The organism is Streptomyces rectiverticillatus (genome assembly GCF_013394065.1).
In the GTDB taxonomy this organism is placed as follows: Bacteria; Actinomycetota; Actinomycetes; order Streptomycetales; family Streptomycetaceae; genus Streptomyces; species Streptomyces rectiverticillatus.
Map to the genome: position 1 here is coordinate 6,151,112 of NZ_CP040752.1, position 14,627 is coordinate 6,165,738.

13 protein-coding genes are annotated in these 14,627 nt (G+C 72.3%); 11 read left to right on the forward strand and 2 right to left on the reverse strand.

Annotated elements, in window-relative coordinates:
• Positions 1-29: 29 nt before the first annotated feature.
• Both FGW37_RS26750 and galE read right to left on the reverse strand, forming a co-directional pair.
• The gene (locus FGW37_RS26750) at positions 30-977 is read right to left on the reverse strand and encodes a cation diffusion facilitator family transporter (RefSeq protein WP_179083385.1); all 948 of its coding nucleotides are present in this window, start codon (positions 975-977) and stop codon (positions 30-32) included.
• Between the two features lie 176 nt (positions 978-1,153).
• Positions 1,154-2,152 carry a UDP-glucose 4-epimerase GalE gene (galE, locus tag FGW37_RS26755; RefSeq protein WP_179083386.1) on the reverse strand — a complete coding sequence of 333 codons (999 nt, stop codon included), beginning with the start codon at positions 2,150-2,152 and terminating at the stop codon, positions 1,154-1,156.
• A gap of 378 nt (positions 2,153-2,530) precedes the next feature.
• Here galE and FGW37_RS26760 point away from each other — a divergent pair, with 378 nt between their 5' ends.
• From FGW37_RS26760 to FGW37_RS26810, 11 genes are all read left to right on the forward strand, one after another.
• Positions 2,531-4,357, forward strand: coding sequence for a DUF5941 domain-containing protein (locus FGW37_RS26760; protein WP_179084931.1), 1,827 nt, complete (start codon positions 2,531-2,533; stop codon positions 4,355-4,357).
• A complete protein-coding gene (locus FGW37_RS26765; RefSeq protein WP_179083387.1) occupies positions 4,354-5,091 on the forward strand; it encodes a phosphocholine cytidylyltransferase family protein in 738 nt (245 codons plus the stop codon). Before FGW37_RS26760 ends, FGW37_RS26765 begins: the two co-directional genes overlap by 4 nt.
• Positions 5,079-6,140 carry an iron-containing alcohol dehydrogenase family protein gene (locus FGW37_RS26770; protein WP_179083388.1) on the forward strand — a complete coding sequence of 354 codons (1,062 nt, stop codon included), beginning with the start codon at positions 5,079-5,081 and terminating at the stop codon, positions 6,138-6,140. Before FGW37_RS26765 ends, FGW37_RS26770 begins: the two co-directional genes overlap by 13 nt.
• Entirely contained in the window at positions 6,118-6,903 is a 786-nt protein-coding gene (locus FGW37_RS26775) for a CDP-alcohol phosphatidyltransferase family protein (RefSeq protein ID WP_179083389.1), read from the forward strand. Before FGW37_RS26770 ends, FGW37_RS26775 begins: the two co-directional genes overlap by 23 nt.
• Positions 6,900-7,805 carry a glycosyltransferase family 2 protein gene (locus FGW37_RS26780; RefSeq protein WP_179083390.1) on the forward strand — a complete coding sequence of 302 codons (906 nt, stop codon included), beginning with the start codon at positions 6,900-6,902 and terminating at the stop codon, positions 7,803-7,805. Before FGW37_RS26775 ends, FGW37_RS26780 begins: the two co-directional genes overlap by 4 nt.
• Positions 7,806-7,883: 78 nt before the next feature.
• Positions 7,884-8,819, forward strand: coding sequence for an ABC transporter permease (locus tag FGW37_RS26785; RefSeq protein WP_179083391.1), 936 nt, complete (start codon positions 7,884-7,886; stop codon positions 8,817-8,819).
• Complete coding sequence (locus FGW37_RS26790; protein WP_179083392.1) at positions 8,812-9,624, forward strand: ABC transporter ATP-binding protein; 813 nt, start codon at positions 8,812-8,814, stop codon at positions 9,622-9,624. Before FGW37_RS26785 ends, FGW37_RS26790 begins: the two co-directional genes overlap by 8 nt.
• Before the next feature lie 463 nt (positions 9,625-10,087).
• A complete protein-coding gene (gene hpnC / locus FGW37_RS26795) occupies positions 10,088-10,963 on the forward strand; it encodes a squalene synthase HpnC (RefSeq protein WP_425506665.1) in 876 nt (291 codons plus the stop codon).
• Positions 10,960-11,910, forward strand: a complete 951-nt coding sequence (gene hpnD / locus FGW37_RS26800; RefSeq protein WP_179083394.1) for a presqualene diphosphate synthase HpnD — start codon at positions 10,960-10,962, stop codon at positions 11,908-11,910. The genes hpnC and hpnD overlap by 4 nt, the downstream gene beginning before the upstream one ends.
• Positions 11,911-11,992: 82 nt before the next feature.
• Entirely contained in the window at positions 11,993-13,444 is a 1,452-nt protein-coding gene (gene hpnE / locus FGW37_RS26805; protein ID WP_179083395.1) for a hydroxysqualene dehydroxylase HpnE, read from the forward strand.
• 116 nt (positions 13,445-13,560) lie between these two features.
• Positions 13,561-14,580 (forward strand): polyprenyl synthetase family protein, encoded by a 1,020-nt coding sequence (locus FGW37_RS26810; protein ID WP_179084932.1) that lies wholly within the window; start codon positions 13,561-13,563, stop codon positions 14,578-14,580.
• Positions 14,581-14,627 lie beyond the last annotated feature (47 nt).

Below are 14,627 nucleotides of genomic sequence, written 5' to 3' on the forward strand. Positions count from 1 at the left end.
CCTCAAGTCTGCCGTACCCGGCAGGGGCGTCAATGACAGAGCTTCGCCTCGTGCTCCGCATGGCCGCTGGGCTCCAGCTGGAAGGTGCAGTGCTCCACATCGAAGTGCTCGCCGAGGCAGCCCTGCAGGTCGTGCAGCATTTTCTCGTGCCCGGTGGCGTCCAGGGCCAGGTGATCGACCACGACGTGGGCGGAGAGGACCGGCATCCCGGATGTGATCGTCCACACATGGAGGTCGTGCAGATCCTGCACCCCGGGCAGCGCCATGATGTGTGACCGGATCTCGTCCATGTCGACGTGCCGGGGAGCCGCCTCCAGCAGGACGTCCAGCGCCTCCCGCAGCAGCTTGACCGTGCGCGGCACGATCATCACCGCGATCAGCAGCGAGGCGATCGGGTCCGCCTGCGTCCAGCCCGTGGCCATGATCACCAGCGCGGAGAGCACCACCGCGAGCGAACCCAGGGCGTCCGAGAGCACCTCCAGGAACGCCCCGCGCACATTGAGGCTCTCCTTCTGCCCCCGCATCAGCAGCGCCAGCGAGATCCCGTTGGCGACCACACCCACGAGACCGAAGGCGACGGTCTGGCCGCCCGGGACCTCCGTGGGGTTCGCCAGCCGCTCGATCGCCTCGACGAGGATGAAGCCGCCCACGCCGAGCAGCAGCAGGCAGTTCAGCAGCGCCGCGAGGATCTCGGCCCGGGCGTAGCCGTAGGTGCGCCGGCTCGACGCCGGGCGGTTGGCGAAGTGGATCGCCAGCAGCGCCATCGAGACGCCCACCGCATCCGTCGCCATGTGACCCGCCTCGGCGAACAGCGCCAGCGAACCGGTCAGCGCGCTGCCGACGATGTAGGCCAGCAGCACGGTGAGCGTGATGCCCAGGGCGATCCTGAGCCGCCCCTTGTAGGCCGCGGCCGCCGTGCCGGTCGTGCCCGGTGGAGGTCCTCCGTGCGAGTGACCGTGATCGTGCCCTGCGCCCATGAATGCCGCCTTAAGGAAACGGGTGCCCGCCCGGCCGGCTCCTGCCGTCCGGGCACCCAGTGAACTACGGGCGGGGGGTATCGGGCAACGCGGCACTGAACACCGTTGTCATGTGCTCTGACCTGCGACGATGTCCACCGCACCGACCTGCGGCGATCACCCGTGGGCGGCCCGCGTCAGGCGCGCGGAAGAGCCTGCCGGGCCTCCGGGTGGTGCAGGCACCAGCCCTCCCACGCGGAAGCGACCATGCTGCGCACGTCGTGCGCGGGGCTCCAGCCGAGCTCCTTCGCGATCAGCTCGTTCGACGCCACGACACGCGCCGGATCACCCGGACGGCGCGGCTCCACCAGCGGTGCCGGCTCCGTGCGGCCGGTCACCTCGGCGATCAGGCCGGCCATCTCGCGCACCGAGACGCCCTGCCCCGTGCCCACGTTCAGCGTCAGGTCGCCCGGCTCCGTCCGCTCGGCCAGCCGGCGGGCCGCCGCCAGGTGCGCGGTGGCCAGGTCCTCGATGTGGATGTAGTCGCGCACGCAGGTGCCGTCCGGCGTGGCGTAGTCGTCACCGAAGATGCGCGGGGCCTCGCCCCGGGTGAGCCGGTCGAACATCATCGGGATGATGTTGAAGATCCCGGTGTCGGCGAGCTCGGGCACCGCGGCGCCCGCCACGTTGAAGTAGCGCAGGCACGCCGTGGACAGGCCGTGCGCCTTGCCGGTGGCCCGCACCAGCCATTCGCCGGCCAGCTTGGTCTCGCCGTACGGGTTGATCGGCGCGCAGGGGGTGTCCTCCGTGACGAGGTCCACATCCGGCATGCCGTAGACGGCCGCGGAGGAGGAGTACACGAAGCTGCGCACCCCGGCGGCGACCGCCGCCTCCAGCAGTACGGTCAGCCCGTGCAGGTTCTCCCGGTAGTAGAGGAGCGGCTTCTCCACCGACTCCCCGACCTGCTTCTTCGCCGCCAGGTGCACCACGCCCGTCACGCCCAGCTCCGCGAACGTACGGTCCAGCAGCTCGCGGTCCAGCACCGAGCCCCGCACCAGCACGCAGTCCGCGGGCAGCCGCTCGGCCACGCCCGCGGACAGGTCGTCCAGCACGGCGACCCGCTCGCCGGCCTGCGTCATCGCCCGGGCGACGTGCGATCCGATGTATCCGGCACCGCCTGTGATCAGCCATGTCATGACCGGCACCCTAGCGCCTGAACGGCGAGTCACGACCTGCGTTCGATTCCGGTGGCCGTGCATTCCGCCGGACTCCCGCCGCGGTGGTGTCCCGCCGTCGCGGCGGGCATGTTTCCTCCGCCGCAACGGTGAGGGACCGCGATGGCGCAGTGCGGCGGTGCCGGACCGCCCGGCCTGGAACCAGACGCTTCGCCCGAGCGTCCTTTCCGTGGCGGACGCCTGCCGGAGGCAGGAGGCGCACGTGCGGTGAACGGGGCCTTCCGGTGATCCGATAGCCTCTGCCGACGTGCCGCCCCCGCCGGGGTTGCCGGCACGACTGCCGCTCGCCGCGTCCCGCGGCCCCGAGGCGGCCATGTCAGCCGCAAGGAGTGAGTTCGTCTGTCGACCGCCATCCTCACCGGTACGCCGCCCGCCGGCTCCTCCCTTGAGGAGGACCTGCGGTCTCTCGGCTTCGACGTTCGCGTGGCGGAGGACGCCGCAGGGGCGCTGGCCGCCGTGCCGGCCGCCGAGCGCGTCGCTCTGGTGGACCCCGGCTTCGTGGGGCACGTGCACGCCCTGCGGCTGGCCCTGACCGACCCCCGCTTCCCGGCCGCCGCCGTCGAGGGTGCGCTCACCGCGCAGCCGGAGGCGCGCGCGTCGCTGACGCACGCGCTCAGGGCGGTCCTGGGCACCGGCCCGGCCGGCCGCGAACCCGCGTCCCCCGCCGCGGCGGGAGACGGCCTGCCCGACGCCGTCGCCGCCCGGCTGGAAGCCGACGGCGTCGCCGTGCACCGGCCCGAGCTCGGTGTGCTCGTCGCGGCCGTGCCGGACGGGGACGACGCGCGGGCGAAGACCCTCGCCGAGGCCAAGGCCGTCGACGACGAGGCCGTGCGCCTGCGCAACGCCGTGAAGTCCCGCGACGGGTTCTTCACCACCTTCTGCATCAGCCCGTACTCGCGCTACCTCGCGCGCTGGTGCGCCCGCCGGGGCTTCACCCCCAACCAGGTCACCACCGCGTCCCTGCTGACCGCGCTGATCGCGGCCGGCTGCGCGGCGACCGGCACCCGCGGCGGCTTCGTCGCCGCCGGCGCGCTGCTGCTGTTCTCGTTCGTCCTCGACTGCACCGACGGCCAGCTCGCCCGCTACTCCCTGCAGTACTCCACGCTCGGCGCCTGGCTCGACGCGACCTTCGACCGCGCCAAGGAGTACGCCTTCTACGCGGGCCTGGCCCTCGGAGCGTCCCGCGGCGGCGGCCACGATGACGTATGGGCGCTCGCGCTCGGCGCGATGGTCCTCATGACCTGCCGGCACGTCGTCGACTTCGCGTTCAACGAGGCGAACCACGACGCCACGGCCAACACGAGCCCGACGGCGGCCCTCTCCGGACGCCTCGACAGCGTCGGCTGGACGGTCTGGGTCCGCCGCATGATCGTGCTGCCCATCGGCGAGCGCTGGGCGCTGATCGCGGCCCTCACCGCGCTCACCACCCCCCGCACCGTCTTCTACGTGCTGCTGATCGGCTGCGCCTTCGCCGCCTGCTACACCACCGCGGGCCGCGTCCTGCGCTCCGTGACCCGCAAGGCGCACCGTACGGACCGCGCCGCACAGGCGCTGGCCGACCTCGCCGACTCGGGCCCGCTCGCCGAGGCCGCGGCGGGCAGCCTCGGCCGCACGGTGCCCGGCCGGGCCTACAGCGCCCCCTTCTGGGCCGTGCTCGCCGCCGCCAGCCTCCTTCTGGGACCGCTGGTCACCGGCAGCGGCGGCACCTGGCGGGCCGTCCTGCAGGCCGGGGTCTACGCGATCCTCGCCGGCGTCGCCGTCGCCCAGCCCCTCAAGGGTCCCCTCGACTGGCTGGTCCCGCCGGTCTTCCGGGGCGCGGAGTACGGCATCGTCCTGGGGCTGGCGGCGCAGTCCGGGGCCCCCGGGGCCCTTCCTGCGGCTTTCGGCCTGGTGGCCGCGGTCGCCTACCATCACTACGACACGGTGTACCGCATCCGCGGTGGCACCGGCGCGCCCCCGCACCGGCTGGTGCGGGCGATCGGCGGACACGAGGGTCGCGTCCTGGCGGTCACCATCGCGGCCGCCCTGTGGCACGGCCGAGGTTTCACCATCGCGCTGACGGTCCTGGCGACCGCCATCGCCCTCGTGGTGCTCAGCGAGAGCATCCGCTTCTGGGTGTCCTCCGGGGCACCCGCAGTACACGACGAAACAGGAGAACCCGCATGATCGGCCTCGTGCTGGCCGCCGGCGCCGGACGGCGTCTGCGTCCCTACACCGACACTCTGCCCAAGGCCCTGGTGCCGGTGGACGGTGACACCACCATCCTCGACCTCACCCTGGCCAACTTCGCCGAGATCGGTCTGACCGAGGTCGCGATCATCGTGGGCTACCGCAAGGAGGCCGTGTACGCCCGCAAGGAGGCCCTGGAGGCCAAGTACGGCCTGAGCCTCACCCTGATCGACAACGACAAGGCCGAGGAGTGGAACAACGCCTACTCCCTGTGGTGCGGCCGGGACGCCCTCAAGGACGGCGTGATCCTCGCCAACGGTGACACCGTGCACCCGGTCTCCGTCGAGAAGACCCTGCTCGCCGCCCGCGGCAACGGCCAGAAGATCATCCTCGCCCTCGACACGGTGAAGCAGCTCGCCGACGAGGAGATGAAGGTCGTCGTGGACCCCGCCAAGGGCGTCCAGCGCATCACCAAGCTGATGGACCCGGCCGAGGCCACCGGTGAGTACATCGGCGTCACCCTGATCGAGGGCGAGGCCGCCGCCGACCTGGCCGACGCGCTGAAGGTCACCTTCGAGCGCGACCCCGACCTCTACTACGAGGACGGCTACCAGGAGCTCGTCAACCGCGGCTTCAAGGTCGACGTGGCGCCCATCGGCGATGTCCAGTGGGTCGAGATCGACAACCACGACGACCTCGCCAAGGGCCGGGGGATCGCGTGCCAGTACTGACGAGGCTCATCCCCTCGCCGGTCGTCGTCGACATCCGGGCCGGAGCCCTCAACGATCTGGCGAGCGTCCTCGCCGATCAGCGGATCTCCAGCTCCGGCAAGCTGGCCGTCGCCATCAGCGGCGGCTCCGGGGCGGTGCTGCGCGAGCGGCTCGCCCCGGCGCTGCCCGGCGCCTCGTGGTACGAGGTGGGCGGCGGCACGCTGGACGACGCCATCAAGCTGGCCGACGCGATGAAGTCCGGCCACTACGACGCCGTGGTGGGCCTCGGCGGCGGCAAGATCATCGACTGTGCGAAGTACGCCGCCGCGCGCATCGGCCTGCCCCTGGTGGCCGTCGCGACCAACCTCTCGCACGACGGCCTGTGCTCGCCGGTCGCGACCTTGGACAACGACGCGGGCCGCGGCTCGTACGGCGTGCCCAACCCCATCGCCGTCGTCATCGACCTCGACGTCATCCGTGAGGCCCCGGTCCGCTTCGTGCGCTCCGGCATCGGCGACGCGATCTCCAACATCTCCGCCGTGGCGGACTGGGAGCTCGCCGCCCGCGAGCGCGGCGAGGACATCGACGGCCTGGCCGCCGCCATGGCCCGGCAGGCCGGCGAGGCCGTGCTGCGCCACCCCGGCGGCGTCGGCGACGACGGCTTCCTGCAGGTGCTGGCCGAGGGCCTGGTGCTCACCGGCATCGCCATGTCGGTGGCCGGCGACAGCCGCCCCGCCTCCGGCGCCTGCCACGAGATCAACCACGCCTTCGACCTGCTCTTCCCCAAGCGGGCGGCCAGCCACGGCGAGCAGTGCGGCCTCGGCGCGGCCTTCGCGATGTACCTGCGCGGTGCCCGCGAGGAGTCCGCGCTGATGGTCGAGGTGCTGCGCCGGCACGGCCTGCCCGTGCTGCCGCAGGAGATCGGATTCAGCGCCGAGGAGTTCGTCACGGCCGTGGAGTACGCGCCGCAGACCCGCCCCGGCCGCTACACGATCCTGGAGCACCTCGCGCTCTCCACCGACCAGATCAGGGACGCTTACGCCGACTATGCCAAAACCGTCACTAGCTGAACTCCGCCCGGTCGTCCACCCCGGCGGGCTCAAGGACCGGCGCAGCGGCGAGCACTGGGCCGGGCGTCTGTACATGCGCGAGATCTCCCTGCGCTGCACCCGGGTCCTGCTGAACACCAGGCTCACGCCCAACCAGTACACGGGCCTGATGATCCTGGCCGGCATCGCTGCGGGCGCGGCCCTGGTGATCCCGGGCCTGGCCGGGGCGATCCTCGGTGCGCTGCTCATTCAGCTGTACCTGCTGCTGGACTGCGTGGACGGCGAGCTCGCGCGCTGGCGCAAGGTCACCTCCACGACCGGCGTCTACCTCGACCGGGTGGGCCACTACCTCTCCGAGGCCGCCCTGCTGGTCGGTTTCGGCATCCGTGCGGCGGACGTCCTGCACAAGGACGGCGCGGCCACGCAGTGGCAGTGGGCGTTCCTGGGGACGCTGGCGGCGCTCGGCGCCATCCTGATCAAGGCGGAGACGGACCTGGTCGACGTGGCCCGCGCCCGCAGCGGCATGGCGGCCGCCGAGGACTCCGCGGCCACGCCGCGCTCCTCGGGCATGGCCCTGGCCCGCAGGGCCGCGGCCGCGCTGAAGTTCCACCGGCTGGTCGGCGGCGTCGAGGCGTCGCTGGTGATCCTGGTGGCCGGCATCGCGGACTTCGTCCACGGCGACCTGCTGTTCACCCGTGTCGCGGTGGTCCTGCTCGCCGCCGTCGCGGTGCTGCAGACTGTGCTGCACCTCGTGTCCATCCTCGCGTCGAGCAGGCTCCGATGAACGCTTCCTCCGCCCCTTCGGCCAAGGTCGGCGCGGTTGTCCTCACCATGGGCAACCGCCCCGCGGAGCTGCGCGCCCTGCTGGAGTCGGTCGCCAAGCAGGACGGCGACCCGATCGAGGTCGTCGTCGTCGGCAACGGCTCCCCGCTGCCGCCGATCGCCGTCCCCGGCCTGGCCGTGCGCACCGTCGAGCTGTCGGAGAACGTCGGCATCCCGGCCGGGCGCAACGTGGGCATCGAGGCGTTCGGGCCCGCCGGGCGCGAGGTCGACGTCATGCTGTTCCTGGACGACGACGGCCTGCTGCCCGGCCAGGACACCGCCGAGCTGTGCCGGCAGGCGTTCGCCGCCGACCCCAGGCTCGGCATCATCAGCTTCCGGATCGCCGATCCCGACACGGGCGTCACCCAGCGCCGCCACGTGCCGCGGCTGCGCGCCTCCGACCCGATGCGCTCCTCGCGGGTGACCACCTTCCTCGGCGGCGCCAACGCGGTCCGCACCCGCGTCTTCGCCGAGGTCGGCGGGCTGCCGGACGAGTTCTTCTACGCGCACGAGGAGACCGACCTCGCCTGGCGGGCCCTCGACGCGGGCTGGATGATCGACTACCGCTCGGACATGGTGCTGCACCACCCGACGACGGCGCCGAGCCGCCACGCGGTCTACCACCGCATGGTCGCCCGCAACCGCGTCTGGCTCGCCCGGCGCAACCTCCCCGCCCCGCTGGTCCCGGTCTACCTCGGGGTGTGGCTGCTGCTCACCCTGGCCCGGCGGCCGTCCCTGCCCGCGCTGCGGGCCTGGCTCGGGGGCTTCAAGGAGGGCTGGACGACTCCCTGTGGTCCACGGCGCCCCATGAAGTGGCGTACCGTGTGGCGCCTGACCCGGCTGGGTCGGCCTCCCGTGATCTGACAAGCTCTTGTCTATGAGCATCGGGCGCGGCCCGGGGCGAGCCCCCGGCAGCGCACCTTGAGGACGAAAGTGTCAACTGTGAGCGAGACAACGCACGACAGTGCGGTCGCCATGAGTGCCCCGCCATCGCCCGACGACGGACTGTCCGCCGCCGAGCTGGCCAAGAAGTACGGCCTCGCGGTCAGCGGGGCCCGCCCGAGCCTGCCGGAGTACGCCCGGCAGCTGTGGGCGCGGCGGCATTTCATCGTCGCGTTCTCCCGGGCCAAGATGACGGCCCAGTACAGCCAGGCCAAGCTGGGCCAGGTCTGGCAGGTGGCGACGCCGCTGCTGAACGCGTCGGTCTACTTCCTGATCTTCGGTCTGCTGATGCAGCAGAGCAAGGGCATGGGCATCCGCACCTACGTGCCCTTCCTGGTGACGGGTGTCTTCGTCTTCACCTTCACCCAGAGCTCGGCGATGGCGGGCGTGCGGTCCATCGCGGGCAACCTGGGTCTGGTGCGCGCCCTGCACTTCCCGCGGGCGGCGCTGCCGATCTCCTTCGCCCTGCAGCAGCTCCAGCAGCTGCTGCTGTCGATGTGCGTGCTGTTCGTTTTCCTGCTGGGCTTCGGGCACATGCCCGACGTGTCCTGGGTGCTGATCGTCCCGGTCCTGGTGCTGCAGTTCCTCTTCAACACCGGCCTGGCGATGGTCCTGGCCCGCGCGGGCAGCAAGACTCCCGACCTGGCGCAGCTGCTGCCGTTCATCACGCGGACGTGGATGTACGCGTCCGGTGTGATGTACAGCCTGGTCGACGCGCTGCAGAAGACGCACGCCCCGAAGTGGGTCATCGACGTCCTCTCGGCCAACCCGGCCGCCGTCTACATCGACCTGATGCGCTGGTCGCTGATCGAGGACCACAGCCGGATCCACCTGCCGCCGCACGTGTGGCTGCTGGCGCTCGGCTGGGCGGTCGTGGTCGGCATCGGCGGCTTCGTGTACTTCTGGAAGGCTGAGGAGCAGTACGGCCGTGGCTGAACAGAACCCCACCGCGAGCTCCGCCGCGGACTCCGCCGGGAACGCTTCCCGAGTGCCCACCGTGATCGCGGACGACGTCCACATCGTCTACCGCGTCTACGGCGGCAACACCGGCCGGGGCAGCGCGACCGCGGCCCTGAACCGGATCATCAAGCGCACGCCGGGCGCCGGGGTGCGCGAGGTGCACGCCGTCAAGGGCGTGAGCTTCACCGCCTACCGCGGCGAGGCGATCGGCCTGATCGGCTCCAACGGCTCCGGCAAGTCCACCCTCCTCAAGGCCATCGCCGGGCTGCTGCCCACCGAGCGCGGCAAGGTCTACACCGACGGCCAGCCCTCGCTGCTGGGCGTGAACGCGGCCATGATGAACGACCTCACGGGCGAGAAGAACGTGATGCTCGGCGGTCTGGCCATGGGGATGGCGCGCGAGCAGATCCGCGAGCGCTACCAGGACATCGTCGACTTCTCCGGGATCAACGAGAAGGGCGACTTCATCACGCTGCCCATGCGGACCTACTCGTCCGGCATGGCGGCCCGGCTGCGGTTCTCCATCGCCGCGGCCAAGGATCACGACGTGCTGATGATCGACGAGGCGCTGGCCACCGGTGACCGCTCGTTCCAGAAGCGTTCCGAGGCCCGCATCCGCGAGCTGCGCAAGCAGGCGGGTACGGTCTTCCTCGTCAGTCACAACAACAGGTCGATCCGGGACACCTGCGACCGTGTGCTGTGGCTCGAGCACGGACAGCTGCTCATGGACGGCCCGACCGAGGAAGTGGTCCGGGCGTACGAGAAGGAGACGGCCCGCTAGGTGCCGTACGGGCCGGCGCGGGCCGGTTCCCGCGGGCCCTCGCCGGTGCGCTCCGGCGGGGGCCTTGACCTTTCCGTAACGATCAACTGGCTTATTGGCAGGGTTGATTCGTTGCTCGCGTGGCATTGTATGGATCAAGCACCTACCCGGCCGCGCGTCGGACTGGTGTGCGGCGTACGCTGTACCGTGCTGATTTGCGGCGAAGCGTGCGATACCGGTGTATCCGCGGCTCCGGAGACGGCGTCGGATACGGCGGGACAGTGGGTGCCGAAGGGGGAGCAGGGGGCGCCGAAGGGGGTGTCTACCCTGCGGCGTGTCCGAAATAGGATGTTCTGGGTCGGCAGTGTAGAACGGGAGATGTGACGGCAATGGCTACGGAAACTCTCCAGCCCCGAGGCGTGCACGCCGTCCCCGGTCCGGGCAGCCCGCGGTGACGGCGGGGACGGACGCGCACGAGCGCGCCGTGCTCGACAAGGCCGCGCACGAGAACTTCCCCGTGGCACCCTTCTTCCTGCCGCGCGCCTGGCGGGACGACCTCATGGCCGTCTACGGGTACGCCCGCCTCGTCGACGACATCGGCGACGGCGACCTCGCCCCCGGCGGGCGCGACGCGCAGCTGCTGGGGCTCGCGGGGAGGCGGACCGATACGGGCGAGGACCGGCTCGCGATGCTGGACGCCTTCGAGGCGGACCTGCGGCGCGTCTTCGACCGCTCCGGCACCGGCCCGCGCCATCCGCTGCTGCGCCGGCTGCGGCCCACCGTGCGCCGGTGCGGCCTGACCCCGGAGCCCTTCCTGGGGCTGATCGAGGCCAACCGGCAGGACCAGCGCGTCCGCCGCTACGGTACGTACGACGATCTGCTCGCCTACTGCGAGCTGTCCGCGAACCCCGTCGGCCGCCTCGTCCTGGGCATCACCGGCACCGCCAGCCCCGAGCGGATCCGCCGCTCGGACGCGGTCTGCACCGGGCTGCAGATCGTGGAACACCTGCAGGACGTCACCGAGGACCTCGGACGCGACCGCGTCTACCTCCCGGCCGAGGACATGAAGCGCTTCCACGTCACCGAGGCCGACCTCGCGCGCCCGACCGGCGGCGCGTCGTTGCGCGCCCTGGTCGCGTACGAAGGGGAACGCGCCGGGGAACTGCTGAATGAAGGCACCCCCCTGGTGGGTAGCGTCCACGGCAGGTTGAAGCTGTTGCTCGCGGGGTTCGTGGGCGGGGGGAGGGCCGCGCTCCGCGCGGTCGCCGCCGCAGGACACGACGTACTGCCCGGACCGCCCAAGCCCACCAAGCTCAGCCTGCTGCGCGAGGTGGGAGCGACACTGCGAAGAGAGGGGTGAGCGGGACCGTGAACGGATCGCAGGAAGCGTCCGCACCGGTGCTCGCCGCGTACAGCTACTGCGAGGCGGTCACCGGGCAGCAGGCGGGCAACTTCAGCTACGGCATCCGGCTCCTGCCGACCGCCAAGCGGCGCGCCATGTCGGCGCTCTACGCCTTCTCGCGGCGTGTCGACGACATCGGGGACGGACCGCTGGACGCAGGGGACAAGCACCGCCGGCTGGAGGAGACGCGCGAGCTGCTCGCGCGGATCCGGGAGGGCCGGATCGCCGAGGACGACACCGACCCGGTGGCCGTCGCGCTCAGCCATGCCGCGCGCCGCTTCCCCATCCCGCTCGGCGGGCTGGACGAACTCATCGACGGCGTTCAGATGGATGTGCGCGGCGAGTCGTACGAGACCTGGGACGACCTCGCGGTGTACTGCCGGTGCGTCGCGGGTGCCATCGGCCGGCTCTCCCTCGGGGTGTTCGGCACCGTGCCCGGCGCACGCGATGCCGCGCGCGCCTCGGAATACGCCGATACGCTCGGTTTGGCGCTGCAGCTCACCAACATCCTGCGCGACGTCCGCGAGGACGCGGCCAACGGCCGCACCTACCTGCCCTCAGACGACCTCGCGAAGTTCGGCTGCGCCGACGGCTTCCACTCCGCCAGGCCCCCGGCCGGCGCCGACTTCACCGGCCTCGTCCACTTCGAGGTCCGGCGCGCCCGCGCGCTCTTCGCCGAGGGCACCCGGCTCCTGCCCATGCTCGACCGGCGCAGCGGCGCCTGCGTCGCCGCCATGGCCGGCATCTACCGCCGGCTGCTCGACCGTATCGCCGAGGACCCCGAGGCGGTCCTGCGCGGCCGGGTCTCACTGCCCGGCCGGGAGAAGGTCTACGTCGCCGTGCGCGGCCTGTCCGGACTCGACGCCCGCAGCGTCCACCGGCGGACCGCCGGGGGGCGCGCTTGATGCCCCTGTTCCGGGCCGGTAAACGGCGCGCAACCCTCCGCCCTGCGAAAACGTCCCTGAGAGTAGCCGAAGGGGTGGGCACATGACAGCCACGACAACCGGACCCGGCCGCGGCCCCACCGACGGGGACGGCGACCCGGCCGCCGGCGCGGTCGTCGTCGGCGGCGGGCTCGCCGGCATCACGGCCGCGCTGGAGCTCGCCGACGCCGGCGTGCGCGTCACCCTCCTGGAGGGCCGGCCCCGGCTCGGCGGCCTCGCCTTCTCCTTCCGCCGCGGCGACCTCACCATCGACAACGGCCAGCACGTCTACCTGCGCTGCTGCACCGCCTACAGCTCGTTCCTCGACCGGATCGACGCGCTGCACCTCGCGCCCCTGCAGGACCGGCTCGACGTGCCCGTCCTCGACGTCGGCCACCCCTCCGGCAGGCCGCGCCTGGGCCGGCTGCGCCGCACCGCCCTGCCCGTCCCCCTGCACCTGGCCGCGAGCCTCGCCACGTACCCGCACCTCTCGCTCGCCGAGCGCGCCCGGGTGGGCCGCGCCGCGCTGGCCCTGCGCGGCCTCGACCCGCAGGACCCCGCCCTCGACGGCACGGACTTCGCGAGCTGGCTGGCGCGCCACGGCCAGTCCGCCCGCACCGTCGAGGCGCTGTGGGACCTGATCGGCGTGGCCACGCTCAACGCCACCGCCGACGCGTCCTCGCTCGGCCTCGCCACCATGGTCTTCAAGACCGCGCTGCTCACCGAGCCCGGCGCCGCCGACATCGGCTGGGCGCACGTCCCCCTCGGCGAGCTGCACGACACCCGCGCCCGCGCCGCCCTCGACAAGGCCGGCGTGCGCACCCTGCTGCGCACCCGCGCCACCGCGGTCGGTCGTGCCGCGGACGGCCTCTGGCAGGTCGACGCCGAGACGGGCCCCGGTAAGGCCGAGCGGCTCACGGCCGACACGGTGGTGCTCGCCCTGCCGCAGCGCGAGACCCACGCCCTGCTGCCCGACGGCGCCCTCGACGAGCCGGGCCGGCTGCTGGAGATCGGCACCGCCCCCATCCTCAACCTCCACGTCGTCTACGACCGCAAGGTCCTGCGGCAGCCGTTCTTCGCCGCCCTGGGCTCGCCCGTGCAGTGGGTCTTCGACCGTACGGACTCCTCCGGCCTGGCGGCCCAAGGCGAGGGCGGGCAGTACCTGGCCGTCTCCCAGTCGGCGGCGCAGGACGACATCGACCGGCCCGTGGCCGAGCTGCGGGCCCGCTATCTTCCCGAGCTGGAGCGGCTGTTGCCCGCGGCACGCGGCGCCGGCGTCCGGGACTTCTTCGTGACCCGGGAGCGTACAGCGACGTTCGCCCCCACCCCGGGCGTCGGCCGGCTGCGGCCGTCCGCCCGCACGAACACGCCCGGCCTGTACCTGGCCGGCGCGTGGACCGCCACAGGCTGGCCCGCGACCATGGAGGGCGCGGTGCGCAGCGGTGTCCACGCCGCGGGTGCGGCACTCTCCGAGCTCGGCCGACCGCACGAGAGCCCCTTGCGGGAGGCGGTATGACCGAGGCGAGCCATGAAGCGTCGCGTGCCCGGACCGGGCCGCGCACGAGCACGACCACCAGAGGAGAGACCGTGACTTCGGCGATCCCAGCTGTCGACACTGCAGGCGTCAACGCCATGCTGGAGCGGGGACGGACGCTTGCCACGCCGGTGCTGCGTGCCGCCGTGGACCGGCTCGCGCCGCCCATGGACACCGTCGCCGCCTACCACTTCGGCTGGATCGACGCCGAGGGACGGCCGGCGCACGGCGACAGCGGCAAGGCCGTCCGGCCCGCGCTCGCCCTGCTCTCGGCCGAGGCCGCCGGACGCGCCCCGGAGGTGGGCATCCCCGGCGCGGTCGCCGTGGAGCTCGTGCACAACTTCTCCCTGCTGCACGACGACCTGATGGACGGCGACGAACAGCGCCGCCACCGCGACACCGTCTGGAAGGTGTACGGGCCCGAGCAGGCCATCCTCGTCGGCGACGCCCTCTTCGCGCTCGCCAACGAGATCCTGCTGGAGCTCGGCACCGTCGAGGCCGGCCGCGCCACCCGGCGGCTGACCACCGCCACCCGCAAGCTGATCGACGGCCAGGCGCAGGACATCTCCTACGAGCACCGCGAGCGGGTCACCGTCGAGGAGTGCCTGGAGATGGAGGGCAACAAGACCGGCGCCCTCCTCGCCTGCGCGGTCTCCATCGGTGCCGTCCTGGGCGGCGCCGACGACCACACGGCCGACACCCTGGAGGCCTACGGCTACCACCTCGGCCTCGCCTTCCAGGCGGTGGACGACCTGCTCGGCATCTGGGGCGACCCGGAGGCCACCGGCAAGCAGACCTGGAGCGACCTGCGCCAGCGCAAGAAGTCGCTGCCGGTGGTCGCGGCCCTCGCGGCCGGCGGCTCCGCCTCCGAGCGGCTCGCGGAGATCCTCGCGGCCGACGCCAAGCTCAGTGACGCCCAGCTCGCCGACTTCGACGAGGAAGAATTCGCCAGCCGCGCGATGTTGATCGAAGAGGCGGGCGGCCGGGAGTGGACCTCCCAGGAGGCCCGCCGCCAGCACACGACCGCGATCGCCGCCCTCGACCGAGTTGACATGCCCGCAGAAGTCCGAGCCCAACTGGTGGCGCTCGCCGACTTCGTCGTCGTACGAAAGAGATGATTCCTATTCACCCGATCTAGCAGATCGCGGTCGCCGGCCGGCGCCAG